This is a genomic window from Delftia sp. DLF01 (genome assembly GCF_014852125.1).
GTDB classification, from domain to species: Bacteria; Pseudomonadota; Gammaproteobacteria; order Burkholderiales; family Burkholderiaceae_C; genus Comamonas; species Comamonas acidovorans.
The window spans coordinates 808,859-835,184 of the sequence record NZ_JACVAZ010000001.1 but is presented as its reverse complement, the minus strand read 5'-3'; the positions used below and the strand labels follow the sequence as shown (position 1 = coordinate 835,184).

Genomic DNA, 26,326 nt, shown 5'->3' with positions numbered 1-26,326 from the left:
CCGTCCGCTCCTTGCCGCTCAGTGCACGTGGCCCCAGTAGATCAGCGCATCGCGCCCTTCGACCGACAGCGACACGGGCGCGCCCACGGGCAGCATCACCTTGGTCGGCACATGGCCATAGGGCAGGCCCTGCAGCACGGGGCACTTGATCTGGCTGCGCAGCCAGTCGATCACGGTCTGCAGCTTGAAGCCCTTGTCGTGCGAGCTGAGCTTGAACTCGCTGAACTGGCCGAACACGATGGCCTTTTGCTGGGCCAGCACGCCGGCATGCAGAAGCTGGGTCAGCATGCGTTCCACGCGGTAGGGATGCTCGCCCACGTCTTCCAGGAACAGGATGCCGCCCTTGATCTGCGGGAAGTAAGGCGTGCCCAGCAGGGAGACCAGCACGGCCAGGTTGCCGCCCCACAGCGTGGCGCCGCCGCTGATGTAGAAATCCTTGACGGCGGGCTTGCCGTCTTCGCGCAGGCCGATCTTCGGCATCTGCCAGCCCGCGCCCTCGCCCTGGCCGCTGAGCAGGTCGTTGAAGCAGTCCAGCATGATGTCGTCCACGCCGCCCTCGTCGTCGGTGCGGCCGAAGTCGTGCACCAGCAGCGGGCCGGCCCAGGTGGTGGCGCCGGTCCTGGCCAGCAGGGCCAGCGACAGCGCCGTGAAGTCGCTCAGGCCCACGAAGCGCGTGCCGCCTGCGATGGCCTTGGCCACGGCCTTGTACTTGATGCCCGGCAGGATGCGCGTGAGGCCGTAGCCGCCGCGCGTGGGCAGCGCCAGGTCGGCACCGCTGGCCGCCGCACGCTCGATGGCCGCCAGGCGCGTGGCGTCGTCGCCTGCAAAACGCTGGTGGCTGCTCAGTGCATCGGCATCGATCTCCACCTGGTGGCCCATGGCCTCCAGGCGGCGCACGCCGCGCTTGAAGCCGGCCTTGTCGCGCACGGCACCGGCGGGCGAATAGATATAGATGTGGCGCGGACCCTGGTCATGCGCATGGCCGCAGCAGCTGCCGTCCGCGGCATGCACATGGCCGTGATCGTGATCGTGCTCGTGGCTGTGGGCAGCGCCATGGTCATGCGCCGCAGCATGCGAATGCTCCTGTGCACGGTCATGGCCATGTGGATGTTCGTGCCCGTGGGCACAGCAGGTGCCGTCGGCGGAATGCACATGTTCGTGCGCATGATCAACGGGTGCAGGCGCGGCAGCGGCTGCCTTTTTGCGGGGCGTGCCGGATGTGCTGGGTGTGCCGGGCGTGCTGGAAGAGCGGGAACTGCGCGAAGTGGCCAAGGTGGTTCCATGCCGGCCCTGGCCGGCATGCTCCATATTGCAAGGGGAGTGAAGACGGGGCACTGCCGCTGCGCAGCCCCGGCAAGGGGCCGGCGGCGCAGGCCTACGGGCGGAAGTATTCCACAGCGTCGGCCACCATGCCGGCAGCGCACAGGGGAACCCAATGGCCGCACGGGGATAGGCGCAGCTGCGCTGGCGGCAGCTGTGGCAGCGCCTGCAGCCAGGCCTGGCGCCATGCGGGCGCAGGCAGCAGCGCATCGTGCTCTCCGCCCTGCACCCACAGGCGTTGCTGTTGGCTCCACTGCGCCAGCAACGCCATCGGCAGGGCCGGCATTTCGGCCTGCACGCGGGGCCATGCCTGCAGCGCGGCGCGGTGGCCGGGTTGGGAAAACGGCAGGTTCCAGGCCTGCGGCTGTGCGCCGGCCTCCTCACCCGCCTCGTACATGGCGCGGCCCACGGGCCATGACGGCTTGCGCGCCGCCTGCGCAAACCATTGCAGGCAGGCATCGGGCGCCGGGCCTGCGGGCCAGGCATTCATGAGCCAGGCGCCGCAAAAACGGGCGGGCTCGGCCTGCGCCACGGCCAGGCCCAGGCGCGCGCCATCGTCATGGCCGACCAGCACGATGCTCCGCAGGTCCAGCGCCAGCACCAGCTCGCGCAGCACCTGCACATGCCAGGCCGCGCTGTGCGCCTTCTCCTTCTTGGGCTGGTCGCTGCGGCCAAAGCCCGGCAGGTCGGGGACCACCACGCGATGGCCGGCCTGGAGCCAGCCGGTCAGCATGGGCTGGAACAGCTGGCCCCATGAGGGGCTGCCGTGCAGGCACAGCCAGGTCAGCGGCGCATCGTGCGGTCCTTCATCGACCACGGCCAGGCGCAGGCCTGCCAGCGTCGGCAGGTCGCTGCGCCACTGCGGCTGGGCAAAGCCGCCAAAGGTGGAATCCGCATGGCGCAGCGCCGTGTCCTTGAGCGGATGCGGCTGGGCCGCGCGCTGCTCGGCGCGGCGCGTGCGAAAGAAGTCCGACATCAGGGCTGCGCATTCGCCGGCCAGCACGCCGCGCGTCACCTGCGTGTGGTGGTTGATCTGCGGCAGCGCAAACACGTCCAGCACCGATCCGGCCGCGCCCGTGCGCGGCTCGGCCGCACCATAGACCACGCGGCCCAGGCGCGCATGCAGCATGGCGCCGCTGCACATGGTGCAGGGCTCCAGGGTCACGTAGAGCGTGCAATCGTCCAGCCGGTAGTTGCCCAGGCGCGCGGCCGCGTCGCGCAGCGCCAGCACCTCGGCATGGGCCGTGGGGTCGCCCTGGGCCACGGGCGCGTTGCGGCCCTGGCCGACGATGGCGCCGTCCTTGACGATGATGGCGCCCACGGGCACCTCGCCTGCCTGGGCGGCGGCACGCGCCAGTTCCAGGGCGGCGCGCATCCAGGCCTCGTCGTCGGCCTGCGGCAGTGGACGGTGCTCGGCAGTCAAGGTGTCACAGTGTCCGGGCGACAGGGGGTCAGGGCAGCGGCTTGCGCACGCCCTGCGCATAGTGGTAGAGCGTGACGACCGGCGCCTGCAGCTCGCCCTGGGGCGTGAAGGCAATCGGTGCCGTCACGCCGTCATGCCGGGTCTGGCGCAGATAGGGGATATAGGCATCGGGCCGGATGGAGTCGGCCCGCACCATGGCCTGGGCCAGCACCATGGTGGCGTCGTAGGCGTAGGGGCTGAAGACCTGGTACTGGTCGGGAAAGCGCTGGTCGTAGCGCTGCTTCCAGGCAGCGCCGCCCGGCATGCGCTCCAGCGGGCTGCCGCCCACGGCGCAGGTCACATTGCGCAGCGGGGACGTGTTGCCCGCCAGCTCGGGCAGGCGCAGCGTGCACAGGCCGTCGCCGCCCAGCAGGCGCACCTTGTCCATGGCCAGCTGGGCCATCTGCCTGAGCATGGGGCCGGCCTGGGCGTCCAGGCCGCCGAAGAAGATGGCGTCCGGCTTCTTGCCCTTGATGGCCGTGAGGATGGGCACGAAGTCGGTGGCCTTGTCGCCGGTGAACTGCTTGTCCACGATCTCGATGCCCTGCTCGCGCGCCTCGGCCTCGAACAGCGCCACGATGCCCTGGCCGTAGGCCGAGCGGTCATCGATGATGGCCGCGCGCTTGACGCCCAGCTTGCCCACGGCGTGCGCAACCAGCGCATCGACCATGGCGCGGTCGTCGGCGATCACGCGGTAGGTGGTGTCGTAGCCCGCCTGGGTGATGGCCGGGTTGCTGGCTGCGGGCGTGACCATGACGATGCCGCAGTCGTGGTAGATGGATGTGGCCGGCAGCGTGGTGCCCGACTGCAGGTGGCCGACCACGGCCGCCACCTTCTTGTCGCACAGGCGCCGGGCCAGGGCCACGGCCTGGCCGGGGTCGCCGCCATCGTCGCCGGCCTCCAGCTTCCAGCGCAGCTTGCGCCCGCCGATCTCCAGCCCCTTGGCGTTGAGATCGTCCAGGGCCATGCGCACGCCGTTTTCCTCATCCTTGCCCAGGCTGGCGATGGGGCCGGACACCGGCCCCGCATGGGCAATGCGCACCACCAGGGGCACATCGGCTGTACCGGGAGCAGCAGGCGCAGCGGGTGCAGCAGGTGCAGCGGCCGTACCGGGTGCAGCCGCCGCAGCGGAAGCTCCTGCCGACTGCCCGTTGGCCGGGCCGCTTCCCGGCAGCGCCCAGGCCAGGCCGCCGCTGCCCAGCAGGGTGCACAGCAGGGCCGGGCCGGCCCACGGGAAATGGCGAATCGAGGCGTGCATGGCAACTCCTGGAAAAAACGGTCAATCTGTGAAACAGGCGCCCTGGCAAACGAAATCCGCTGCGGCGTGGCCCACTCGGGCGCTGCCCGGCCGGGCAAGGCCTGGCGCAGAAAGCGCGCATCAGGCCCGGGGCGGAGCAGGCACGGGCCGGGGTATCCGGCATGGCGGCCCGGCCCGTGCAGTGCGCATCCTAAAGGATAGGCAAAAACCGGCGCCGCCCGCCAGGGCATCGGGCGCATACCCCCTGGCGCGCGTTTTTTCGGTGCTGCGGCGATAATGCTGCGCCTCACCGCAAGCGGGCTGCGAGGTTTTCGTCGCCGGACCGCCCCAAGAGTGGGGGCCTTTTTTTTGTCGCCGGGCCGCCCCAAGACAAAAAGCGGCCCCCTTGGGGGGCAGCGGACCTTGCGCAGCAAGGGTAGCGTGGGGGCCAGTTTCCCCCGCATTGCGCCCGACGCCCGGCCCCCACGCCGGTGCGGGTACGAACACAGAACACCACAAAGCCCCATGTCCCTCCTGCCCCACCAGCTCGAACTCCTGTCACCCGCGCGCGATGCCGACATCGGCATCGAGGCCGTGAACCATGGCGCCGACGCCGTCTACATCGGCGGCCCGGCCTTCGGCGCACGCGCCACGGCGGGCAACGACATCCGCGACCTGCAGCGGCTGATCAACCACGCGCACCGCTTCGGCAGCCGCATCTTCATCACGCTCAACACCATCCTGCGCGACGATGAACTGGAGGCCGCGCGCAAGATGGCCTGGCAGATCTACGAGGCCGGTGCCGACGCGCTGATCATCCAGGACATGGGCCTGCTGGAGCTGGACCTGCCGCCCATCCAGCTGCACGCCAGCACCCAGACCGACATCCGCACTCCCGAGAAGGCGCGCTTCCTGCAGGACGCCGGCCTGTCGCAGATCGTCGTTGCGCGCGAGCTGGACCTGCAGCAGATCGCCGCCGTGCGCGCGGCCACCGACCCGGCGCGCACCACCATCGAATTCTTCGTGCACGGCGCGCTGTGCGTGGCCTACTCTGGCCAGTGCTACATCACCCACGCCCACACGGGCCGCAGCGCCAACCGCGGCGACTGCAACCAGGCCTGCCGCCTGCCCTACGAGGTGCTGGACGCGAGCGGCCGCATCATCGCCCACGAAAAGCACGTGCTGTCCATGAAGGACAACAACCAGAGCGACAACCTGCGCGCCCTGATCGACGCCGGCGTGCGCAGCTTCAAGATCGAGGGCCGCTACAAGGACATGGGCTACGTGAAGAACATCACGGCCCACTACCGCAAGCTGCTGGACGAAATCATCGAAGAGCGCGAGTTCTCCGACACGCCCCTGGCGCGCTCATCCTCGGGCAGCACCACGTTCAGCTTCACACCCGACCCCGACCAGAATTTCAACCGCGAGTTCACCGACTACTTCGTCAACGGCCGCAAGGACGACATCGGCGCCTTCGACACGCCCAAGACGCCGGGCCGCGCCATCGGCTGGGTCACCAAGGTGGGCGAGAATTTCGTGGAGATCGAGACCTCGAGCCGCGACACCGAACTGCACAACGGCGACGGCCTGTGCTACTACGACCTGCAAAAGGAACTGGTGGGCCTGCAGATCAACCGCGCCGAGTCGGTGGATGCGAAGAAGTCGCTGTGGCGCCTGTTCCCCAAGGATCCCATCGCCGGCTTCAAGGACCTGCGCAAGGGTCTGGAGGTCAACCGCAACCGCGACATGGCCTGGGTGCGCACGCTGGACAAGAAGTCCAGCGACCGCCGCATCGGCCTGTGGGCCGAACTCAAGGAAACGCCCGACGGCTTTGCGCTCACGCTGACCGACGAGGATGGCTTCACCGCCACCGCCGCCATCGCGCAGGAACACCAGGCCGCCACCGACGCAGCCCGTGCCGAGGCCACGCTGCGCGAGCAGTTGGGCCGTTTCGGCGCCACCATCTTCTCCGTGCATGACATCGGCCTGCAGCTGAGCCAGCCCTGGTTCGTGCCGGCCTCGGCCCTGAACCAGCTGCGCCGCGACGCCGTCGCCGCGCTGGAGGCCGCGCGCCAGGCCGGCTTCGTGCGCCTGCCGCGCGCCCTGCCCGTGGAGCCGCCCGTGCCCTTCCCCGAGGACACGCTGACCTACTTGGCCAACGTCTACAACCAGAAGGCACACGACTTCTACATCAAGCACGGCGTCAAGGTCATGGACGCGGCCTACGAGAGCAAGGAAGAAGAAGGCGAAGTCAGCCTGATGATCACCAAGCATTGCGTGCGCTTTTCCATGAGCCTGTGCCCCAAGCAGGCCAAGGGCGTCATCGGCGTCAAGGGCACCATCAAGGCCGAGCCGCTGCAGCTGATCAATGGCAAGGAAAAACTCACGCTGCGCTTCGACTGCAAGCCCTGCGAGATGCACGTGGTCGGCAAGATGAAGCGCGCGGTGATCAACCAGCACGCCAAGGAAATGCAGGAGTTTCCGATGCAGTTCTACCGCACGCGTCCCGTGCCTTCGGCCAGCGCCTGACAGGCCTCGGCCTCCACCCACAAGCGCCCGCGCTCCGTCAGGGCCGCCAGCCACCGCCCCTCTTCCTGCTCCAGCCTGACCCAGCCCGGCCCCGGTGTGCCGGCAATGGGCGCATCGCCCATCAGCGCCAGGCAGCGCATGAGCACGCTGGCGCCCTGCCCCAGTCGCTTGCCCAGCCTGGGCAGGGACATGGGTGCGGGCTCGGTGGCCAATTCGCGCAGGATGGCGGCGGCCAGTTCTTCCATGCCTTGCACTTCAGGCCGCCATTTCTTCCAGCGCGGGAGACGGCACGGCAGGCAGCCTGTGCGCCACCAGCTGCACGGGAATGGACTTGGAGCTGGGCGTGCCCGCCACGATGGCCGTGGCCGACAGCGGCACCAGCGGATTGGTCTCTGGATAGTAGGCAGCGATGCAGCCGCGCGGAACGTCGTAGGCCACGAGCCTGAAGCGCTCGGCGCTGCGCTGCTGGCCGTCATCCCACACCGTCTGCAGGTCCACCCAGTCGCCATTCTTCATGCCCAGGGCGCGGATGTCCTCGGCATGGATGAAGACCACGCGGCGCTGTCCGAAGACGCCGCGGTAGCGGTCGTCCATGCCGTAGATGGTGGTGTTGTACTGGTCGTGCGAGCGCGTGGTGAACAGCGTGAACACCGGCGATGCGCCGGGGCTGCGCGCGGCGCGTGCGCGGTGCACGGGCGTGTCGCGCGGCACGGCGTGCACGAAGAAGCCGGCCTTGCCCCGGGGCGTCTCCCAGATGCGCTCGCTCGCCGCATTGCGCAGCTTGAAGCCGCCCGGCACGGCCACACGCGCGTTGAAGTCGTGGAAGTCGTCGAAGACCTGCTCGATCAGCTCGCGTATGCGTGCATAGTCGCCAGCCAGCTCCAGCCAGGGCACGGGCCGCTGCGCGCCCAGCGTGGCGGCGGCCAGGCGCGCGACGATGGCGATCTCGCTGAGCAGGTGCTCCGACGCAGGCGGGTTGATGCCGCTGGAGATATGGACCATGCCCATGGAGTCCTCCACCGTCAAGCCCTGCGGGCCGGTGGCCTGCATGTCGATCTCGGTGCGGCCCAGGCAGGGCAGGATCAGCGCCTCGCGGCCGTGCACCAGGTGGCTGCGGTTGAGCTTGGTGGTCACATGCACGGTCAGGTCGCAGCGGCGCAGCGCCTGCCAGGTGGCATGCGTGTCGGGCGTGGCCGCCGCGAAGTTGCCGCCCAGCGCAAAGAAGACCTTGCCCCGGCCTTCGAGCATGAGGCGGATGGACTCGACCACGTCCACGCCGTGGGCGCGCGGCGGCTCGAAGCCGAAGACCTGCTGCAGCCGGTCCAGCAGCGCGGCCGGCGGCTTCTCCCAGATGCCCATGCTGCGGTCGCCCTGCACATTGCTGTGGCCGCGCACCGGGCAGGCGCCCGCACCCGGGCGGCCGATGTTGCCGCGCAGCAGCAGCAGGTTGACCAGCATCTGCACGGCGGCCACCGAATGCATGTGCTGCGTGATGCCCATGCCCCAGCAGACGATGGTGCTGCGGGCGGCGATGTAGACCTCGGCCGCCGTCTGCATCTGCGCACGGCTCAGGCCGGACTCGGCCTCGAGCAGGCCCCAGTCCTCGGCCCGCAGGTCCTCGGCCAGGGCCTCGAAGCCGGTGGTGTGTTCGGCGATGAAGGCATGGTCCAGGACGCCGCCGCCCCCTTGCCCCAGTGCATCGTCCTGCGCGATCACATGCTTCATGATGCCCTTGACGGCCGCGATGTCGCCGCCCACGCGCAGCTGGAAGTAGTGCGTGCTGATGGGCGTGGCGCCCAGGGTGGCCATCTCCAGCTTGCTTTGCGGGTCCTGGAAGCGCTCCAGCCCGCGCTCGCGCAGCGGGTTGAAGCTCAGGATGCGCGCGCCGCGCTTGTGGGCTGCGCGCAGCTCGCCCAGCATGCGCGGGTGGTTGGTGCCGGGGTTCTGGCCGAAGATGAAGATGGCATCGGCCTGCTCGAAATCGGCCAGCTGCACCGTGCCCTTGCCCACGCCGATCTGCGGCTTCATGCCGCTGCCGCTGGGCTCGTGGCACATGTTGGAGCAGTCGGGGAAATTGTTGGTGCCGTAGGCGCGCACGAACAGTTGGTAGAGAAAGGCTGCCTCGTTGCTGGCGCGGCCCGAGGTGTAGAAGATGGCCTGGTCAGGGTCGGGCAGCGCGTTCAGGTGGCGGGCGATCAGCGCAAAGGCGTCGTCCCAGGCGATCGGCCGGTAGCGGTCGCTGGCCGCGTCATACACCATGGGTTCGGTGAGCCGGCCCTGGTCTTCCAGCCAGAAATCGCTTTGCGCCATGAGCTCGGCCACCGTGTGCCGGGCAAAGAATTCGGGCGTCACGCGGCGCGCCGTGGCCTCGGCCGCCACGGCCTTGGCGCCGTTCTCGCAGAACTCGAAGGTGGAATGGTGGTTGCGGTCGGGCCAGGCGCAGCCCGGGCAGTCGAAGCCGTCGGGCTGGTTGGCCGACAGCAGCGTCTTGGCGCCCTTGACGGCGATATCCTGGCGCATCAGGGCCTGGCTCACGCTGCGCAGTGCGCCCCAGCCGCCAGCGGCCCCCTTGTAGAACTCGATCTTTTGTTCGGACATGGGCCGGGAGTGTTCCGCCTGTCCATGATCCAGGTCAAATCACATCTCCAAATGGAGAGATTCAGCAAAGATATGAGCACGGCATCCTTGCCCTGCGCCATGCTGGCAACCTCAGCCCCGGACCACCGATGAACTCAACAGCCATACACACCGCCATCCCCGAAGACGCCGAGCTGATCGCCCCGCTGTTCGACGCCTATCGCCAGTTCTACGAGCAACCTGCGGATGCCGACGCGGCGCTGGCCTTCATCACGGCGCGGCTGGAGCGCGGCGAATCCGTCATCCTGCTGGCCCGCCGACCGGACGGCAGTGCCCTGGGCTTTTGCCAGCTCTATCCCTCGTTCTGCTCGGTGCTGGCCGCGCCCATCTACGTGCTCTACGACCTCTTCGTGGCGCCCGATGCGCGCCGCCTGGGCGTGGGCCGCGCCCTGCTGCTGGCGGCCGAAGCCCATGCCCGCGCCACGGGCCATGCGCGCATGGACCTGACCACGGCCCGCAACAACCTGCGCGCCCAGGCGCTGTACGAGTCGCTGGGCTGGGTGCGTGACGAAGTGTTCCTGACCTATGCGCGCCATCTGCAGGCTTGAGCCGCCAGCGGCCTAGCGCAAAACCCGCAGCTCCCGCGCCAGCGCCACGGCCTGGGTGCGGCTGCGCGCGCCCAGCTTGAGGTTGATGCTGCGCAGGTGGGTGCGCACCGTGCTGTCGGAGACGAAGAGCTTCTCGGCCATGGCCGCATTGGAGTAGCCCGAGGCCAGCAGCTCCAGCACGCGCAGCTCCTTGCGGGTCAGGGGCTCGGCAAGCGCCGTGGCCGGCGCCGGGCCCTGGGGCGCATCCGCTGCCTGCAGCTCGGGTGTATCGGCGGGCTCGGCAGGCTCGCCCAGGGCAGACAGCAGCCGCTGCGCATGGGCGGCCGCCTCCGGCTCCGCCGGTTCCGTGCGGCGCGTCAGTGAAGGCGTCTGTGAAAGCGACAGTGAGGGCGACAGCACGCGCTGCAGCACGGGCGCGAGCAGCGGCCCCTCATCGAGCATCAGGCGCACAAAGCCTTCGCTGGCACCGTGGCGCAGCGGCTGGGCCAGCATGGCGGCTGCGGAGTCCAAGTCGCCGCAGCCCGCCTCGGCCAGCGCGCACAGCACCTGCAGCTTGAGGCTGCGGTGGCGGCGCCCACGCAGTTGCGCATCGGCCAGCAAGGGGGCGATGGCATCGCGCACGGCACGGCAGTCGCCAAAGTGCAGCCCCCAGCGCAGCCGGGCGATGGCGATGTCCTCCACCTCGTGCGGGGGCAGGCGCAGGCGTTCCACGCGCGGCCATACGCCGGGATCGTCGGCACGCTCCAGCGCCTCGGACGCGGCGGCCCGGTTGCCCTGCAGCACGAAGATGCGCGCATGCTCCAGCCGCGCGCTGGCCGTCACGCGGGGCAGCTGGCGTTCATGCCCCAGGTACTCCAGTTCGGTCAGCAGGCCGAAGGCCGCATCCACATCGCCACGCACGAAGGCAATGCGCGCACGCATGCGGTAGCTGGAGATCACATGGTCGGGCAGGCCCACGTCGCGGGCCAGCGGCAGGTAGACGTTGAGCAGGTGGTCGGCGCCGTCGAGGTCGTTGGTCTCGTAGAGCACGCCGGCATGCAGCACGCCGGCCCAGGCATTGCCGTTGGTGGGGTTGTAGGAGGCGCTGCGCGGCGTGGCGGCCAGCGCCACGCGAAAGCGCGATGCCGCCTGCCGCAGCCGCCCGCCCGACAGGTCAAGCACGCCCTCCATGGCCTCCGTGTACATGCGGCTGAACAGGCTGCCGGCCTGGGTGCTGCGCGCTGCGTCCAGCAGGCGGTGGGCCTCCTCGGCATCGCCCAGCACCGACACCACGTAGGCCATGGCATTGGTCAGCGAGCTGTCCGCAAACGGCCGGCAGCTGGGCAGGCAGGCCAGCGCCTGGCGGCCCAGGGGCGCCGCCTCTTCCACGCGGTCCATCATGGCCAGCAGCAGCGGCTGCAGGGCCATGACCAGCGCCTGCGCGGCGGGGTCTGCGGCCATGCGGGGCCGCAAGGCGTCCAGCCGCTGCTGCGCCTGCCAGGGGCCGCGCGTGAAACAGTCGGCATAGGCGGCCACGGCCTGCAGCAGCGGCTCGCGCGCCATCAGCGGCGCCGGCATGGCCGAGAACCAGCGCGACAGCAGGCGCATGCGGCCCTGCTCCATCAGCGCCTCGGCATGGCGCGCCAGCAGGGACAGGGCATGCGGCAGGTCGCCGCCTTCCAGCGCATGCTCGATGGCGGGCACGGGCCGGCCGCAGGATTCGTACCAGCCGCTGGCTGCCAGGTGAAGGCGCGTCAATTCACCGGGCTGCGCGCGCAGCAGCTGCGCGCGCAGGAAGTCGGCAAACATGCTGTGGTAGCGCCAGCTGTGCCCGCCCTGGCCACCCTGCGCCTCGTCGGCCAGCGGCACCAGGAACAGGTGGGCCTGCTCCAGCGCCTGCAGCATGGCGGCGCCGTCGGCGCGCGGCACCAGGGCCTGGCAAACCTGGGCGTCCAGCGTGCGCAGGATGCTGGTGCGCAGCAGGAAGTCGCGCACGGACGCGGGCTGCTGGGCCAGCACATCCTCGGCCAGGTAGTCGGCCACGGCGCGCTCCGAGCCCGAGAAGCGCTCGATGAAATCGCTGTGCGGACCATGGCGCTCCAGCGCCAGCGAGGCCAGCCACAGCGCGCCTATCCAGCCTTCGGTCTTGTCCATCAGCCGCGCCAGGGCCTCGCGCGGCAGCGGGCAGCCGCGCAGGCGAAAGAACTCCTCGGCCTCGCCCACGGAAAAGCGCAGCAGCGCCGCATCGATCTCCAGCAACTGGCCGCTGGTGCGCAGCCGCCCCAGTCCCAGGGCCGGCAGCGCGCGCGAGCCTATGACCAGGCGCCCGCGCTCGGGCAGCTGCTCCATGAGCTGGCGCACCAGGCCGAGCACGGCATCGTTGTGCAGCACCTCGAAATCATCGATGAACAGCGCAAAGGAGCGGCCCTCGCCGGCCAGCGCATGCAGGGCCTGGGACAACTCGCCGGCGCCTTGCGACGGCCCCACCCCCAGGGTGCGCACGGCCGCGCCCAGGCACTGCAGAAAGCGCGAGACATCGTTGTCGGCGGCATCCAGCGTCAGCCACGCCGTGGCCTGGCCCTCCGCCTGCAGGCGCTCGCGCATCTGGCGCATGGCCGTGGTCTTGCCGAAGCCGGCAGGGGCGCGCACCAGCACCACGCGGGCGCGCAAGGCCTCGGGCCAGCGCGCGGCAACGGCCAGCCGGGCCACCTGGGCGGCAGCGGCGCGCGGCGGGCTCAGCTTGGCCTGCGGCACGTAACCGGAACCCGGACCGGGGCCGGAGGAAGGGGTGGGCGCTGGGGGCTGCATGCAGGCAGGGGGCACTGTGAAGGGGTGAGGCACCGGGCACTTTCGTCGGTTTCGACGATGGCGGCAAGACGGGGCGATTCCTAGACTTGAAGGCAGATCATAGGTGGCGGACTGCCGCCTGTCCCGATCCAAGGCGACAGGCAACGGCGCGCCGCCAACACACCAACCAAGGAGACCTTCACATGCAGCTTGACGCAAGCATCAGCGCCGTCGTCACGGGCGGGGCATCGGGCCTGGGCGCGGCCACCGCGCGCCGCCTGGCCGCCAGGGGCGTGCGCGTTGCCCTGTTTGACCTCAACGAGACGGCCGGGCAGGCGCTGGCGCGCGAGACAGGCGGCCTGTTCTGCCGCGTGGACGTGACCGACGAGGCCAGCGTGGACGCAGGCTTTGCCCAGGCCCGCGCGGCCCACGGGCAGGAGCGCATCCTGGTCAACTGCGCGGGCACGGGCAATGCCGTCAAGACGGCCAGCCGCGACAAGGCCACAGGCGAGATCCGGCACCTGCCCGTGGCCAATTTCGACCGCATCATCCAGATCAACCTGGTGGGCACCTTCCGCTGCATCGCCAAGTCGGCGGCAGGCATGCTCACGCTGGAGCCGCTGGCCGACGGCGAGCGCGGCGCCATCGTCAACACCGCCTCGGTGGCGGCGCAGGACGGGCAGATGGGCCAGGCCAGCTACTCGGCCAGCAAGGCCGGCATCACGGGCATGACCCTGCCCATCGCGCGCGACCTCATGGGCGAGGGCATCCGCGTGAACACCATCCTGCCCGGCATCTTCGACACGCCGCTGCTGCAGGGCGCGCCCGACAACGTGAAGGCCGCGCTGGCCGCCTCCGTGCCCTTCCCCAAGCGGCTGGGCCAGCCCGACGAATACGCCCACCTGGCCGAGACCATGATCACCAACGGCTACTTCAACGGCGAGTGCGTGCGCCTGGACGGCGCCATCCGCATGGCGCCGCGCTAGGCGTACCGCCCAGTCACCACGGCAGGCACCGTCCCCGCGTTTTCCCTGGCCGGAATCGTCGCTTGCGACGATGCCCGGCCCGCGCCGGCCGGGCCACCATCCCCCCAGGAATACAGGAACAGGAGACATATCCATGGCACAGGCATACATCGTCGCCGCCACGCGCACGGCGGGCGGCAAGCGCGGCGGAAAGCTCTCGGGCTGGCATCCGGCCGATCTCGCGGCCCAGGTGCTGGACGAGCTGGTGCGCCGCAGCCAGGCCGATCCGGCCCAGGTCGAGGACGTGATCATGGGCTGCGTCAGCCAGGTCGGCCAGCAGGCGACGAACGTGGCGCGCAACGCGGTGCTGGCCTCGTCCCTGCCCGAGTCCGTGCCGGGCACCACGGTGGACCGGCAGTGCGGGTCGTCCCAGCAGGCCCTGCATTTCGCGGCCCAGGCCGTGATGTCGGGCAGCATGGACATGGTGATCGCCGCAGGCGTGGAGAGCATGTCGCGCGTGCCCATGGGCACGCCCAACGCCCTGCCCGCCAAGGCCGGCCTGGGCGTGTACATGAGCCCGGCCATGCAGCAGCGCTATCCGGGCGTGGAGTTCAGCCAGTTCATGGGCGCCGAGATGATGGCCGGCAAGTACGGCCTGGCCAAGGACCAGCTGGACGCCTATGCGCTGCAAAGCCATGAGCGCGCCGTGCAGGCCGCGCGCGAGGGCCGCTTCGACCGCGAGATCCTGGCCGTGCAGGCGCGCAGCGCCGAAGGCGGTGCCGAGGGCGAAGGCCAGCCGCACACGGTGGATGAAGGCATACGCTTCAACGCCACGCTGCAAGGCATTGCCGGCGTCAAGACCATCCGCGAGGGCGGCTGCGTGACCGCCGCCACGGCCAGCCAGATCTGCGATGGCGCCAGCGGCGTCATGGTGGTCAGCGAGCGCGGCCTCAAGACCCTGGGCGTGCAGCCGCTGGCGCGCATCCACCACATGAGCCTGCTCGGGCATGACCCCGTGATCATGCTGGAGGCCCCCATCCCCGCCACCCAGGCAGCGCTGAAGAAGGCCGGCATGCGCATCTCCGACATCGACCTGTACGAAGTCAACGAGGCCTTTGCCCCCGTGCCCCTGGCCTGGCTGCAGGCCACGGGCGCCGATCCGGCGCGGCTCAACGTCAACGGCGGCGCCATTGCGCTGGGCCATCCGCTGGGCGCCTCGGGCACCAAGCTCATGGCCACGCTGATCCACGCCCTGCATGCGCGCGGCGGGCGCTATGGCCTGCAGACCATGTGCGAGGGCGGCGGCATGGCCAACGTCACCATCATCGAGCGCCTGTAGGCGCCGCCATGCCACGGTGCGACCGGCGCGGCCCGCGCCGGTCGCCCACCATCGGGGGAGGGAAAGCCATGAGCCAGGACTCGCAGCCCCTGCTGCGCATCGAAGGCGTTTCGCTGCGCTTCGGCGGCATCGTCGCGCTGGACGGCGTGAGTTTCGATGTTGCGGCAGGCCAGATCTGCGGCCTCATCGGCCCCAACGGCGCAGGCAAGAGCAGCCTGTTCAACTGCCTGTCGCGGCTGTATGCCTGGCAGGCCGGCCACATCCGCTTTCGCGGCCAGCCGCTGGCCACGCTGGCGCGCCACCGCATGGCCGCGCTGGGCATGGGCCGCACCTTCCAGAACCTGGCCTTGTTTTCCAGCATGACGGTGGCCGACAACGTGCGCCTGGGCACGCACAGCCACCAGCACGCCGGCTTTGTGCGCGATGCCCTGCGCCTGCCCGGCGTGCGCCGGCGCGAGGAAGAAGCCCGCGCCCAGGCGCAATCGCTGATGGCCCTGCTGGAGCTGACGGGCGTGGCAGAGCGCCGCGTGGCCGACCTGCCCTTCGGCACGCAAAAGCGCGTGGAGCTGGCGCGCGCCCTGGCCTGCCGCCCGCAGTTGCTGCTGCTGGACGAGCCGGCCTGCGGCCTCAACCATGAGGAGCTGGCCGGCCTGGGCGACCTGATCCTGTCGCTGCGCGACCGGCTGGGCCTGACCGTGCTGCTGGTGGAGCACCACATGGGCCTGGTCATGCGCGTGAGCGACAAGGTCGTGGCGCTGAACTTCGGCCGCAAGATCGCCGAAGGCACGCCGGGCGAGGTTCGCGCCCATGCCGAAGTCATCCGCGCCTACCTGGGTTCGGACATGCAGCCGCAGGATCAGGACAGGGAGGTTGCGGATGCCGGCACTGCTTGAAATCCGCGGACTGCATGCGGCCTACGGGTCGGTGCGCGTGCTGGACGGCATCGACATGGACCTGGCCGAAGGCCGCGTCACGGCCCTGCTGGGCGCCAATGGCGCGGGCAAGACCACCACGCTGCGCGCCATCTGCCGCCACCTGGTGGACACGCGCGGCGAGGTGCGCCTGGCCGGCGAACGCATAGACCGGCACAGCACCGAGCGCATCGCGCGCCAGGGCGTGGGCCATGTGCCCGACGGGCGCGGCACCTTCGCCCAGCTCAGCGCCGAAGACAACCTGCGCCTGGGCGCGCAGGCCCGGCCCACGCGCGCTGCCCGTGCCGACGTGGCCGGCGATATGGAGCGCATGTTCGGCTACTTCCCCCGCCTGCGCGAGCGCCGCACCCAGCAGGCCGGGACGCTGTCGGGCGGCGAGCAGCAGATGCTGGCCATTGCCCGCGCCCTCATGGGCCGCCCGCGCCTGCTGCTGCTGGACGAGCCCTCCTTCGGGCTGGCGCCGCTGGTGGTGCGCGACATCTTCGGCATCCTGCGGCGCATCAACGCCGAGCAGGGCACGACCATCTTGCTGGTGGAGCAGAACGCGCGCCTGGCGCTGGAGCTGGCGCACAGCGCCTACCTGCTGGAGACCGGCCGCATCGTGCTGCACGGCCCCAGCGAAGCCATGCGCCGCAACGATGCGGTACGCCAGGCCTATCTCGGGGAGTAGCGGCCATGGACGCCTTCATCCACCAGTTGCTGGCCGGCCTGGCCACGGGCGGCATCTACGCCACCGTGGCGCTGGCCCTGGTCATGATCTACCAGGCCACGCACCACATCAATTTCGCGCAGGGCGAGATGGCCATGTTCTCCACCTTCATCGCCTGGGCGCTGCTGCAGGCGGGGCTGCCGTACTGGTGGGCCTTCCTGGCCACGGTGGCGCTGTCCTTCGTGCTGGGCGCGGCCGTGGAGTTCGCCATCATCCGCCCCATGCACAAGGCGGCGGACCTGGCCCAGGTGGTGGTCTTCATCGGCCTGCTGATCGTCTTCCACAGCCTGGCCGGCTGGATCTTCGGCTACACCATCAAGGAGTTCCCCAGCCCGTTCCCGGCCGACGCCTGGTATGGCAGCGCCCTGATGTCGGCCCATGAGGTGGGCACCATCTTCGTGGCGCTGTCCATCGTGGCCCTGCTGTTTGCCTTCTTCCGGCTCACGCCGCTGGGGCTGGCCATGCGCGCGGCTGCGCAGAACCCGGCCTCCTCGCGCCTGGTGGGCATCTCCGTGGGACGCATGCTGATGCTGGGCTGGGGCCTGGCCGGCGCCATTGGTGCGGTGGCCGGGATGATGGTGGCGCCCGTGGTCTTCCTCGATCCGCACATGATGAGCGGCGTGCTGCTGTATGCCTTTGCGGGCGCGCTGCTGGGCGGCATCGACAGCCCCGCGGGTGCCGTGCTGGGCGGCTTCATCGTGGGCGTGCTTGAAAACCTCGTGGGCAGCTACGTGGTCGGCACCGAACTCAAGCTTTCTGTGGCCCTGGTGCTGATCGTGGGCGTGCTCATCGTGCGGCCCGCCGGGCTGATGGGCCGCAAAGTCGTCAGGAGGGTTTGAACAATGCCCCCCCTGAGCGGCTACGCCGCTTCCCGTTGCACGGCGCCCCCTCTCTCGCTACGCGGGAGGGGGACGACACCCTCGCGGCGGGGCGGCGCGGCCGGCGTAGGCCCTTGCTCGGTGTCCCTCGCTTTTGGGCCACGCCAGTTTTGTGCCAAACGCCCTGGAGACAATGATGTCCACACGATCCGCCTCCTCGTCTGACGCACTGGTCGCCGCCACCAGCGCGCCCCGCCCCCTGCCCCTGGGAACGGTACTGATCGCGGCGCTGGCGCTGGCGGCCTGCTCGCTGGTCTTCGTGGCCAAGGGCTACCAGCTGTTCCAGGCCACCATGGTGCTGGCCTATGCCGTGGCCCTGGTGGGGCTGAACATCCTCACGGGCTACAGCGGCCAGATCTCGCTGGGCCATGGCGCCTTCTTCGCCATAGGCGCCTATGCGGCCGGCATCCTGATGGACCGCGCGGGCCTGGCCTACTGGCTGGCCGTGCCTGCAGCGGGCCTGGTGAGCCTGGCGGCGGGCTACCTGTTCGGGCGGCCCGCGCTCAGGCTGGAAGGGCTGTACCTGGCGCTGGCCACCTTTGCGCTGGGCGTGGCCATGCCCCAGCTGCTCAAGTACCGCCACCTGGAGGCCTGGACCGGCGGCGTGGGCGGCATCGTGCTGACCAAGCCCGAGGCGCCCTGGGGCCTGCCGCTGGATGCCGACCAGTGGTTCTACCTCTATGCATTGGCCGTGGCGGCGCTGCTGTTCTGGATGGCGCGCAACCTCATAGACAGCGGCAGCGGCCTGGCGCTGCGCGCCATCCGCGACCACGCCATGGCGGCCGAGGCCATGGGCGTGGACAACGCGCACTGCAAGTCCATGGCCTTTGCGATTTCGGCCGGCTACACGGGCGTGGGCGGCGCGCTGTCGGCCATTGCCGTGCAGTTCGTGGCGCCCGACTCCTTCACCATGTTCCTGTCCATTTCGCTGCTGGTGGGCGTGGTGGTGGGTGGCGTGGGAACGCTGTGGGGCGCGCTGTTCGGCGCCCTGTTCATCATGTTCATCCCGGGGCTGGCCGAGCAGGTGTCCAAGGCCGCGCCCTGGGCCGTCTACGGCACCGTGCTCATCGTCTTCATGTTCGCCATGCCCGGCGGCGTGATGGGCCTGCTGCACCGGCTGGGCCGGCCGGGCCGGCGCCTGCCCCGGCAGCGGCCGCGTGCCTGACTTTCCATCCCCACCCACAGGAGTCCCCCATGAATTCCAGTCCGGCCGTCCGCATGGAACGCCACGGCAACAACGACGACAACGGCGAGATCGCCCTCATCGTCCTCCAGGACAGCGCCCGCATGAATCCGCTGGGCAGGCCCTTGCAGGTGCGGCTGCGCGAACTGCTGGCCGAGGTGCGCGAGGACACCTCCCTCCGCGCCCTGGTGCTCACCGCCGAGGGCCGGGGGTTTTGCGCGGGCGCGGACCTGTCGTCCATGGGCGGCGCACAAGGCGGGGCACAAGGCGGGGCCCAGGCCGATGGCCGCACGCTGGGCGCGCAGACGGCCGACAACATGCAGCAGTTGTCCAACCGCCTCATCCTGGACCTGCAGCAGCTGCCCGTGCCCGTGGTCTGCGCCATCAACGGCGCGGCAGCCGGGGCCGGCGTGGGCCTGGCCCTGGCTGGCGATGTGGCGCTGGCGGCGCGCTCGGCCTACTTCTACCTGCCTTTCCTGCCGCGCCTGGGCATCGTGCCGGACCTGGGCACCACCTGGTTCATCGAGCGGCGGCTGGGCCGTGCGCGCGCCATGGGCCTGTCCCTGCTGGGCGACAGGCTGGGCGCGCAGCAGGCTGCCGACTGGGGCCTGGTCTGGGCCTGCGTGGACGACGAGGCCCTGCGCGAACAGGCCCTGGCCACGGCCGCCCGCCTGGCGCGGCTGCCGGCCGGTGCCGTGCTGGAAGCCCGCCGCGCGCTGGACCACGCAGCCGCTTCCACGCTGGAGCAGCAGCTTCACTACGAGGCCGAACGCCAGCGCGATCTGGTGGGCGCGCCGGCCTTCATGGAAGGCGTGCAGGCCTTCATGCAAAAGCGCGAGCCCGTGTTCGCGCCCCGCCAGCCGGGCTGAGCGCCACACCTTCCCGACGCACCTTGCTGCGCCCGCACATGCATTCGTCGGAATCGACGATGGGCGCGCGCCGGGCCGGTTCCTACCATGGACCGGCCACCACAAGAAAAGCGGGCACGGCGCCCGCAAGCCAGGAGACAACCATGCGCAACACCATCGCCCGGGGCCCCTGGGCCCTGATCGCCTGCCTGGCGCTGGCCCTGCCGGCCATCACCCAGGCGCCAGCCCAGGCCCAGAAGAAGTACGACACCGGCGCCAGCGACACCGAGATCCGCATCGGCAACTTCGTGCCCTACTCGGGTCCCGTGTCGGCCTACGGAACCATAGGCAAGGCCCATGCGGCCTACTTCGCCAAGATCAACGCCGAGGGCGGCATCAACGGCCGCAAGATCACCTACCTCTCGGCCGACGACGCCTACAACCCCGCGCAGAGCGTGGAGCAGACGCGCAAGCTGGTCGAGCGCGACGGCGTGCTGCTGATGTTCGGCGCGCTGGGCACCTCGCACAACCAGGCCGTGCATCGCTACATGAACCAGCGCAAGGTGCCCCAGCTGTTCGTCTCCACGGGCGCCACGCGCTGGGGCGATCCGAAGAACTTCCCCTGGACCATGGGCTGGCAGCCCACCTACCAGCTCGAAGGCCGCACGTTCGCCCAGCACATCCTGGCCACGCGGCCCCAGGCCAAGGTGGCCGTCCTGATGCAGAACGACGACTTCGGTAAGGACTACCTCAAGGGCGTGCTCGACGGATTCGGCGAGCAGGCCAAGCAGCGCATCGTCGTGCAGCAGACCTACGAGGTCGGCGACCCCACGGTGGACAGCCAGATGGTGGCGCTCAAGGGCTCGGGGGCGGACACCTTCATCAACATCAGCACGCCCAAGTTCGCGGCCCAGTCCATACGCAAGGCCGCCGACATCGGCTGGAAGCCTGCGCACTACCTGGTCAGCGTCTCGCTGTCCATCAGCTCGGTGCTCAAGCCTGCGGGCCTGGACAACGCGCGCGGCGTGATGACGGCCAGCTACCTGCGCGAGCCCTCGGACCCCACCAACCAGGGCACGCCCGAGCTGGCCGGCTACCTGGCCTTCATGCAGAAGTACTACCCGGCCGGCGACCCCAACGATTCGCTCAACGTCATCGGCTACTCCCAGGCCCAGACCCTGGTGCAGGTGCTCAGGCAGGCCGGCGACGAACTCACGCGCGCCAACATCATGAAGCAGGCCGCCAGCCTGAAGATGGACCTGCCCATGCTCTACCCGGGCATCAGCCTGCAGACCGGTGGGGACGATTTCTTCCCCATCAAGAAGATGCAGCTCGTGCGCTTCGACGGCAGCCGCTACGCGCCCGTGCAATGACCCCGGCCTTCAGGACAACGACAGGAGACACCCCCATGCCCGCCTTGCAAGGACTGATGCAGGACCGCCCGCTCATGATCTCGTCGCTGATCGAGCATGCGGCGCGCTTTCATCCGCACACCGAGATCATCTCGCGCCTGCCGGAAACCCGGGACGGTGGCCTGCACCGCACCGACTGGGCCGGCATGCGCCGCGCCTCCTGCCAGGTGGCCAACGCCCTGCAGTCGCTGGGCGTGCAGCCCGGCGAACGCGTGGGCACGCTGGCCTGGAACAGCTGGCGCCACCTGGCGCTGTACTTCGGCGTCTCGGGCAGCGGCGCGGTGCTGCACACCATCAACCCGCGCCTGTTTCCCGAGCAGATCGAATACATCGCCAACCATGCCGAGGACCGGGTGCTGTTCTTCGACGTGACCTTCGCGCCGCTGGTGGAAAAGCTCGCACCGCATCTGAAGACCGTCACCACCTATGTCTGCATGAGTTCGCGCGAGCACATGCCCGCGCTGGACCTGCCCGACCTGCACTGCTGGGACGAACTGGTGGGCAACCAGAGCGAGGACTTCGAGTGGCCCGAGTTCGACGAGCGCACGGCCTCCTCGCTGTGCTACACCTCGGGCACCACGGGCCACCCCAAGGGCGTGCTGTACTCGCACCGCTCCACCGTGCTGCACACGCTGATGGAGCTGGCGCCCGACACCTTCGGCCTGAACGCGAGCGAGACCGTGATGCTCATCGTGCCCATGTTCCATGCCAACGCCTGGGGCACGCCCTATGCGGCGGCCATGGCCGGCGCACGGCTGGTGCTGCCCGGCCCGCACCTGGACGGCCAGAGCGTCTACGAGCTCATGCGCGACGAGAAGGTCACCTTCTCGCAGGGCGTGCCCACCGTGTGGCTGATGCTGTTCCAGTACCTGGATGCGCATCCCGACATCGACCCGCGCGCGCTGGGCGTCAAGAGCATAGGCATCGGCGGCGCGGCCGTGCCGCGCGCCATGCTGGAGCGCTTCGAGAACCAGTTCGGCGCCCAGGTCGTGCAGGGCTGGGGTATGACCGAGACCAGCCCCATCGGCGTGGTCAGCAAGCTGCTGCCCCGGCACGACGCGCTGTCGGGCGAGGAACTGGTCAAGGTCAAGCTCAAGCAGGGGCGCGGCGTCTGGGGCGTGGACCTCAAGATCGTGGACGACGACGGCCGGCCCCAGCCCTGGGACGGCCAGGCCCGGGGACACCTGCGCGTGCGCGGCCCCTGGATCGCCAGCGGCTACTTCAAGGGCGAAGGCGGCTCGCCCGTCGATGAGGAAGGCTTCTTCACCACGGGCGACGTGGCCACCATCGATGCCGACGGCTTCCTGCAGCTGGTGGACCGCGCCAAGGACGTGATCAAGTCGGGCGGCGAGTGGATTTCCTCCATCGACGTGGAGAACGCCGCCATGGGCCATCCCGGCGTGGCCGAGGCCGCCATCATCGGCGTGGCCCATCCCAAGTGGCAGGAGCGGCCGCTGCTGCTGGTGGTGCCGCGCGCAGGCCACAGCGTCAGCCGCGAGTCCATGCTCGACTTCCTGTCCACGCGCATCGCCAAATGGTGGCTGCCCGACGACGTGCTGCAGGTGGCCGAGCTGCCGCACACGGCCACGGGAAAACTGCTAAAGACCAAGCTGCGCGAGCAGTACAAGAACCATCCACTGCCCACGGCCTGAAAGGAGACCTCCATGCCAGGACCGCTTGAAGGCGTGCGCGTTGTCGAGTTCGCGGGCCTGGGCCCGGGGCCGTTCTGCGCCATGCTGCTGGCCGACATGGGTGCCGAGGTGCTGCGCATCGCGCGGCCCGGCACGCCGGTCGATGCACAGGACATCACCACGCGCAGCCGCAGCCAGGTCGAGATCGACCTGCGCGGCGAGGAAGGCCAGGCCTCGGCCCTGGCGCTGATCGCGCGCGCCGACCTGCTGATCGAGGGCTTTCGGCCCGGCGTGATGGAGCGCCTGGGCCTGGGCCCCGAGCCCTGCCTGGCGCGCAACCCGCGCCTGGTCTACGGCCGCATGACGGGCTGGGGCCAGCACGGGCCGCTGGCGAATGCGGCGGGGCATGACATCAACTACATCGCCATCTCCGGCGCCCTGCACGCCATCGGCCGCGCGGGCGAGGCGCCCGTGCCGCCGCTCAACTACGTGGGCGACTTCGGCGGCGGCGGCATGCTGCTGGCCGTGGGCCTGCTGGCCGCCCTGCACGAGGCCGGGCGCAGCGGCCGGGGCCAGGTCATCGACGCGGCCATGACCGATGGCACGGCCCTGCTGTCGGCCTTCATGTACGGCTTCAAGGCCAAGGGCCAGTGGAGCAACCAGCGCGGAGAGAACCTGCTGGACGGCGGCGCGCACTTCTATGACACCTATGCCTGCGCCGACGGCAAATACATCGCCATAGGCGCCATCGAGCCGCAGTTCTACGCCGAGCTGCGCCAGCGCTGCGGCATACAGGACCCGCTGTTCGACGCGCAGCTGGACGCCGCGCGCTGGCCCCTGCTCAAGCTGCGCCTGGCCGACGTGTTCCGCACGCGCACGCGCCAGCAGTGGTGCGAGCTGCTGGAAGGCAGCGATGCCTGCTTCGCGCCCGTGCTCGACTGGGACGAGGCGCCGCAGCACGCCCACAACCGCGCGCGTGCCACGTTCACCGAGGCCGGTGGCGTGCTCCAGCCCGCGCCGGCGCCGCGTTTTTCGCGCAGCGTGCCCGAGCAGCCCCGCCCCCCGCGCGCCGCCAGCCTGCAAGACACGCTGGCCGCCTGGAACGCCCGCTCCTGAGGAAACCCCATGCCCATGTATCTCACCCAGGCCATCCACAAGGGCCGCCGCGAAAGGGCCGGCGCCACGGCGGCCATCTGCGGCGAAGAGCAGGCCAGCTGGTCGCAGCTTGCGCAGCGCATCGAACGCTGTGCCGGCCTGCTGCGGGCGCTGGACGTGGCGCCCGGCGACCGCGTCGGCATGATGGGCCTGAACTCCATCCGCTACCTTGAATACTTCTATGGCTGCTGGTGGGCAGGCGCCGCGGTCAACCCCGTCAACATCCGCTGGAGCGCGCACGAGGTGGCCTACTCGCTGGACGATTGCGACACGCGCGTGCTCTTCGTGGACGATGCCTTCGCGCCCCTGGTGCCCCGGCTGCGCGAGCTGTCCTCCAGCCTGCGCACCGTGGTGTTCTGCGGCACGGGCGCCGCGCCCGAAGGCGCTCTGCACTACGAGCAATTGCTGGCCGCCGCCACGCCCTGCCCCGACGCGCTGCGCAGCGGCACCGACCTGGCTGCCGTCATGTACACAGGCGGCACCACGGGCCGGCCCAAGGGGGTGATGCTCAGCCACGACAACCTGTTCATCAACGCCCTGTCCAATGCCAGCAACGTGCCGCGCCAGCATGTGAAGGTGGGCATGGTGGTCACGCCCATGTTCCATGTGGCCGGCTGCGGCCTGGCCCTGCTCATGGCCCAGCGCCTGGTGCCCCAGGTCATCGTGCCGGCATTCGACGAGCTGGCCATCCTGGACGGCATCCAGCAGCACGGCGTGAACGAGCTGTTCCTGGTGCCCACCATGATCCGCCGGCTGATCGAGCATCCGCGCCTGGCGGAGTTCGACCTGTCCAGCCTGCGCCTCATGCTCTATGGCGCGGCGCCCATAGACGCCAGCCTGCTGGAGCGCGCCATGCAGGCGCTGCCCGGCGCCGACTTCGCCCAGGCCTACGGCATGACCGAGCTGTCGCCCACCATCGTGTCCATGGGCCCGGCCGAGCACCGTCCCGGCCCGCAGCGCGAGCGCCTGCTGCGCGCGGCCGGCCGGCCCGTGACCATTGCCGAGGTGCGCATCGTCGATGGCGAGGGCCGCGAGCTGCCGCCCGGCGAGGTGGGCGAGATCACGGCGCGCGGCCCCATGGTCATGCAGGGCTACTGGAACAGGCCCGCCGAGACGGCCGCCGCGCTCAAGGACGGCTGGATGCACACGGGCGACATGGGCCGGCTGGATGCCGACGGCTACCTCTTCGTCGTGGACCGGCTCAAGGACATGATCGTCAGCGGCGGCGAGAACGTGTATTCGGCCGAGGTCGAGAACGCCATCGCCCAGCTGCCCCAGGTCGCCATGTGCGCCGTCATCGGCGTGCCCGACGAACGCTGGGGCGAGCGCGTGCACGCCGTGATCGTCGCGCGCGAGGGCCAGCCGCTGACCGAGGCCGAGGTCATCGCCCACTGCCGCGAACGCATCGCGGGCTACAAGTGCCCGCGCTCGGTGGAGTTCCGCGCCGAGCTGCCGCTGTCGGCCGCCGGCAAGCTGCAGAAATTCCAATTGCGCGAACCCTACTGGCAGGGCCGCGAACGCCGCATCAACTGACCCCCACGAACCACCAGGCCACGCCATGCCACTGCAACTGACACGCTCCTGGAGCACCCCCGAGCTGGAAAGCCTGCGCGCCACCGCCGTGCGCTTTCTGGAAACCGAAATGCAGCCGCAGGACGAGGCCGCACGCCAGCGCGGCAACGTTGGCCATGCCATCTGGCGCCGCGCCGGCGAGCTGGGCCTGCTGTGCACCGACATCCCCGAGGACTACGGCGGCGGCGGCGGCGACTTCCGCCACGAGGCCGTGATCCACGAGGAGATGGCGCGCCGCGCCCTCTCGGGCATGAGCAACTCCGTGCATTCCATCGTGGCCCACTACCTGCTCAACCACGGCACCGAGGCGCAAAAGCGCAAGTACCTGCCCGCCATGGCGCGCGGCGAACTGGTGGGTGCCATCGCCATGACCGAGCCCGGCGCGGGCTCGGACCTGCAGGGCGTGCGCATGCGCGCAGAACTCAGGGACGGCCGCTACCGCATCAACGGCAGCAAGACCTTCATCACCAACGGCCTGCTGGCCGGCCTGATCCTCGTGGTCTGTAAGACCGACCCGGCCCAGGGAGCGCGCGGCACCTCCATCCTCATCGTGGAGACCCGGGACTGCGCGGGCTTTCGCGTGGGCCGCGTGCTCGACAAGATGGGCATGAAGGCCCAGGACACCTCGGAGCTGTTCTTCGACGACGTGACCGTGCCGCAGGACGCGCTGCTGGGCGGGCGCGAAGGCCAGGGCTTCTACCAACTCATGGGCGACCTGCCCTACGAGCGCCTGATCATCGGCCTGGCTGCCCTGGCCTGCATGGAAGGCGCCTACGAGGCCACGCTGGCCTACGTGCGCGAGCGCCGCGCCTTCGGCCAGGCCATTGCCGACATGCAGAACACCCGGTTCAAGCTCGCCGAGGTGGCCACCACGCTGACCGTGGGCCGCGCCTTCATCGACCGCTGCGTGGAGCAACTGGTGGCCGGCACGCTGGACACGGCCACGGCCTCCATGGCCAAGCTCTGGGGCTCGGAAGCGCAGGGCCGCGTGCTTGACGAACTCGTGCAACTGCATGGCGGCTATGGCTACATGAACGAATACATGGTCACCCGCATGTACGCCGATGCGCGCGTGCAGCGCATCTACGGCGGCACCAGCGAAATCATGAAGGAAGTGATATCGCGCGCGCTCTGACGCTCCGATCCCCTGGCGGCGCCAAGCGCTGCCGCAGTCCCCCTATCCCTTCCCCGGCAGCACAG

At 70.0% G+C, this 26,326-nt stretch carries 20 protein-coding genes; 14 read left to right on the top strand and 6 right to left on the bottom strand.

The window, feature by feature from the left end:
* Positions 1–18: 18 nt before the first annotated feature.
* The 3 genes from IB269_RS03670 to IB269_RS03660 all read right to left on the bottom strand — a co-directional run bounded on the left by IB269_RS03670 (position 19) and on the right by IB269_RS03660 (position 4,040).
* Positions 19–1,011: an LD-carboxypeptidase gene (locus IB269_RS03670; protein WP_192366905.1), complete on the bottom strand. Its 993-nt coding sequence runs from the start codon at positions 1,009–1,011 to the stop codon at positions 19–21.
* Between the two features lie 364 nt (positions 1,012–1,375).
* On the bottom strand, positions 1,376–2,803 hold the full coding sequence (tadA, locus tag IB269_RS03665; protein ID WP_192366435.1) for a tRNA adenosine(34) deaminase TadA: 1,428 nt from the start codon (positions 2,801–2,803) through the stop codon (positions 1,376–1,378).
* The gene (locus IB269_RS03660) at positions 2,772–4,040 is read right to left on the bottom strand and encodes a branched-chain amino acid ABC transporter substrate-binding protein (RefSeq protein WP_192366434.1); all 1,269 of its coding nucleotides are present in this window, start codon (positions 4,038–4,040) and stop codon (positions 2,772–2,774) included. Before IB269_RS03660 ends, tadA begins: the two co-directional genes overlap by 32 nt.
* Positions 4,041–4,544: 504 nt before the next feature.
* On the opposite strand from IB269_RS03660, the gene IB269_RS03655 reads away from it, so the two are divergent.
* On the top strand, positions 4,545–6,551 hold the full coding sequence (locus tag IB269_RS03655; RefSeq protein WP_013801553.1) for a peptidase U32 family protein: 2,007 nt from the start codon (positions 4,545–4,547) through the stop codon (positions 6,549–6,551).
* Here the strand turns inward: IB269_RS03655 and IB269_RS03650 are convergent.
* Both IB269_RS03650 and IB269_RS03645 read right to left on the bottom strand, forming a co-directional pair.
* A complete protein-coding gene (locus IB269_RS03650) occupies positions 6,515–6,796 on the bottom strand; it encodes a hypothetical protein (protein WP_012206611.1) in 282 nt (93 codons plus the stop codon). The two genes, IB269_RS03655 and IB269_RS03650, sit on opposite strands and share 37 nt — an antisense overlap.
* A gap of 10 nt (positions 6,797–6,806) precedes the next feature.
* Positions 6,807–9,149 carry an FdhF/YdeP family oxidoreductase gene (locus tag IB269_RS03645; protein WP_192366433.1) on the bottom strand — a complete coding sequence of 781 codons (2,343 nt, stop codon included), beginning with the start codon at positions 9,147–9,149 and terminating at the stop codon, positions 6,807–6,809.
* Positions 9,150–9,277: 128 nt separating this feature from the next.
* Between IB269_RS03645 and IB269_RS03640 the strand changes: the two genes are divergently transcribed.
* Positions 9,278–9,736: a GNAT family N-acetyltransferase gene (locus tag IB269_RS03640; protein WP_192366432.1), complete on the top strand. Its 459-nt coding sequence runs from the start codon at positions 9,278–9,280 to the stop codon at positions 9,734–9,736.
* Positions 9,737–9,748: 12 nt separating this feature from the next.
* On the opposite strand, the gene IB269_RS03635 is transcribed toward IB269_RS03640, so the two are convergent.
* Complete coding sequence (locus IB269_RS03635) at positions 9,749–12,523, bottom strand: LuxR C-terminal-related transcriptional regulator (RefSeq protein WP_192366431.1); 2,775 nt, start codon at positions 12,521–12,523, stop codon at positions 9,749–9,751.
* A 182-nt stretch (positions 12,524–12,705) separates the two neighbouring features.
* Between IB269_RS03635 and IB269_RS03630 the strand changes: the two genes are divergently transcribed.
* From IB269_RS03630 to IB269_RS03575, 12 genes are all read left to right on the top strand, one after another.
* Positions 12,706–13,488 (top strand): SDR family NAD(P)-dependent oxidoreductase, encoded by a 783-nt coding sequence (locus IB269_RS03630; RefSeq protein WP_013801549.1) that lies wholly within the window; start codon positions 12,706–12,708, stop codon positions 13,486–13,488.
* Between the two features lie 133 nt (positions 13,489–13,621).
* A complete protein-coding gene (locus IB269_RS03625) occupies positions 13,622–14,806 on the top strand; it encodes an acetyl-CoA C-acetyltransferase (RefSeq protein WP_192366430.1) in 1,185 nt (394 codons plus the stop codon).
* A 68-nt stretch (positions 14,807–14,874) separates the two neighbouring features.
* Positions 14,875–15,699 (top strand): ABC transporter ATP-binding protein, encoded by an 825-nt coding sequence (locus IB269_RS03620; protein ID WP_192366429.1) that lies wholly within the window; start codon positions 14,875–14,877, stop codon positions 15,697–15,699.
* Entirely contained in the window at positions 15,683–16,408 is a 726-nt protein-coding gene (locus IB269_RS03615) for an ABC transporter ATP-binding protein (protein WP_047326796.1), read from the top strand. The genes IB269_RS03620 and IB269_RS03615 overlap by 17 nt, the downstream gene beginning before the upstream one ends.
* Positions 16,409–16,413: 5 nt before the next feature.
* Positions 16,414–17,286, top strand: a complete 873-nt coding sequence (locus IB269_RS03610) for a branched-chain amino acid ABC transporter permease (RefSeq protein WP_034363620.1) — start codon at positions 16,414–16,416, stop codon at positions 17,284–17,286.
* A gap of 175 nt (positions 17,287–17,461) precedes the next feature.
* A complete protein-coding gene (locus IB269_RS03605) occupies positions 17,462–18,490 on the top strand; it encodes a branched-chain amino acid ABC transporter permease (protein WP_192366428.1) in 1,029 nt (342 codons plus the stop codon).
* 29 nt (positions 18,491–18,519) lie between these two features.
* Positions 18,520–19,377 carry an enoyl-CoA hydratase-related protein gene (locus IB269_RS03600; RefSeq protein ID WP_192366427.1) on the top strand — a complete coding sequence of 286 codons (858 nt, stop codon included), beginning with the start codon at positions 18,520–18,522 and terminating at the stop codon, positions 19,375–19,377.
* 143 nt (positions 19,378–19,520) lie between these two features.
* The gene (locus tag IB269_RS03595) at positions 19,521–20,729 is read left to right on the top strand and encodes an ABC transporter substrate-binding protein (protein ID WP_065346603.1); all 1,209 of its coding nucleotides are present in this window, start codon (positions 19,521–19,523) and stop codon (positions 20,727–20,729) included.
* 35 nt (positions 20,730–20,764) lie between these two features.
* The gene (locus IB269_RS03590) at positions 20,765–22,420 is read left to right on the top strand and encodes a long-chain-fatty-acid--CoA ligase (protein WP_192366426.1); all 1,656 of its coding nucleotides are present in this window, start codon (positions 20,765–20,767) and stop codon (positions 22,418–22,420) included.
* Positions 22,421–22,432: 12 nt separating this feature from the next.
* Positions 22,433–23,515, top strand: a complete 1,083-nt coding sequence (locus IB269_RS03585) for a CaiB/BaiF CoA transferase family protein (protein WP_099733154.1) — start codon at positions 22,433–22,435, stop codon at positions 23,513–23,515.
* Positions 23,516–23,524: 9 nt separating this feature from the next.
* A complete protein-coding gene (locus IB269_RS03580) occupies positions 23,525–25,087 on the top strand; it encodes a long-chain-fatty-acid--CoA ligase (RefSeq protein ID WP_099733153.1) in 1,563 nt (520 codons plus the stop codon).
* A 25-nt stretch (positions 25,088–25,112) separates the two neighbouring features.
* The gene (locus IB269_RS03575) at positions 25,113–26,261 is read left to right on the top strand and encodes an acyl-CoA dehydrogenase family protein (RefSeq protein WP_192366425.1); all 1,149 of its coding nucleotides are present in this window, start codon (positions 25,113–25,115) and stop codon (positions 26,259–26,261) included.
* Positions 26,262–26,326: the final 65 nt, after the last annotated feature.